Below are 1673 nucleotides of genomic sequence, written 5' to 3'. Positions count from 1 at the left end.
TTGTGGCATAAGCCTATTAGTGAACTGTTGATTAGAGGTGGTTCTCTTAGTGATGAACCTTTGGATTCATTTTTGGAAGATAAAACTTTTTGTGGTGATACTGCTTTGAGATTGTGTTCAAGTTATAGATTGCGAGAAGAAGAGAGGTTTTCGGTATATTTAGATAGTGCCAGTTTTGTGTATCTTAAAAATATCACATTTTTGTACAATCAGGCCTTGGCTTTGCGAATTACGAGTGTTCCCAAAATATTGCTAGAAAATGTTGTTTTCAGACACACAAATCATGGTTTTAAAATTGATGGTGTTGACAATCTGACTTTAATTGGAATTGAAATTGAGTCCAATAAGAATGCGTCTGTTGCGGAGGGAGTGAATGCAATAATGAGGGGAGGAGTTGTCAAAAAAAATATAAATGGATTGAACTTTACTCGATTTTCTAGCATTAAGATCACTGGTGGTGAATTTAGTAACAATACGGGTGTTGCATTAAATCTTGGTGATGTTGTAATTGCTAGGCTTTCTGAGAACAATTTTGTAGAAAACAAAGTAGGACTTAAGACTCATTCGTTAGATTTGTTGATTCGTGACTTTTTTGTGAAAAATGAGCTTGGTGTGGAGATTATAAAAAACTCTGATGTTAGTGCTCGTGTTGTTGACGTGAGTATGTATCAAGAAAATATTAAAGATAAAGAGGAGGTGGCATAATTTGGCTATCAGTGATGATGACTTTGAAGAAATTAAAAGGCGCTTGCAGGCTGATAATGTAAAGATACAGTTTGGAGTTGGGAATATGGAKCAAGCTAAAACTTATATYGGTAAACTTGGTGAACCAATTGTAGTTGAGGATAAGGGYTTGTTTGCTATTTGCGATGGAAARAGTAGTGAGAATCGAAAATATTATCCAATTAACAGAGGRTTGTCGCCTTCTGCAGATGATGATACTTTGGATTCTTATATCAAAGATTTGATTGCAACTTGTTTAGAGAATACTTATCCAGGTTTTTTGACTTGTGAATTTGCACGAGAAGGATCAGAACTTACTAGGTCAAAATTAATTGAGGCTTTTGAAGCTACTAAAAAGTTCTGTTTGCCAGATGGTAGAAGTCTTCCTGAAAATTGCTTTGTAAGAGAAAAATTTGGGATATCATCTGCTCCAAGTCTTGCAGGCAGGTTTTTAAGACATTATGACAATAATGGTTCCTATGATTATGTGCGTAGTATTGGAGATACTCAGGGTGATTCTTATGAGAAGCATTATCACTATATCGATACGAGCAAAATTGATTTTGATGGTAATTTGATAAAAAGTTTTCGGGAGCTTAAGAGGTCTGGTGATTGGGGTGTGGGTAATTATTACTTTGTTTATGATATGTCATATGGTGATTATATTTCGAAATATAAATTTCCTGATCGTACAGAGACTAGCGGTTATGATGAGACTAGACCTAAGAATTTAGCGTATCTGTGTTTCTACAGATATGATTGGTGAGTTTGTTATGAGTATTAGTAATGAAGATTATGAAGAGATAAAAAAGAGAATTATGGATAGTAATATCCGCATACAATTTGGACTTGGTGATTATCTTGATTCTAAAGGTTATATTGGTGGACTTGGTGAACCAATTGTTCTTAAAGATAAGGGTGTATTTGCGGTTTGTGATGCAAGAAGTATA

General features: G+C 34.5%; 2 protein-coding genes. Both read left to right on the top strand.

Features of this window, described 5'->3' with window-relative positions:
- Positions 1-705, top strand: a 705-nt coding sequence (locus U881_RS10325; RefSeq protein WP_200861705.1) for a right-handed parallel beta-helix repeat-containing protein, incomplete at its 5' end; no start/stop codon positions are given.
- A 1-nt stretch (position 706) separates the two neighbouring features.
- Positions 707-1489 carry a hypothetical protein gene (locus U881_RS0100830; protein ID WP_024652957.1) on the top strand — a complete coding sequence of 261 codons (783 nt, stop codon included), beginning with the start codon at positions 707-709 and terminating at the stop codon, positions 1487-1489.
- Positions 1490-1673 lie beyond the last annotated feature (184 nt).

The sequence above is a fragment of the Borrelia persica No12 genome, assembly GCF_000500045.1.
Classification (GTDB): Bacteria; Spirochaetota; Spirochaetia; order Borreliales; family Borreliaceae; genus Borrelia; species Borrelia persica.
Note: the sequence above shows the minus strand (reverse complement) of the source record. Positions and strands in the feature narration are given on the sequence as shown.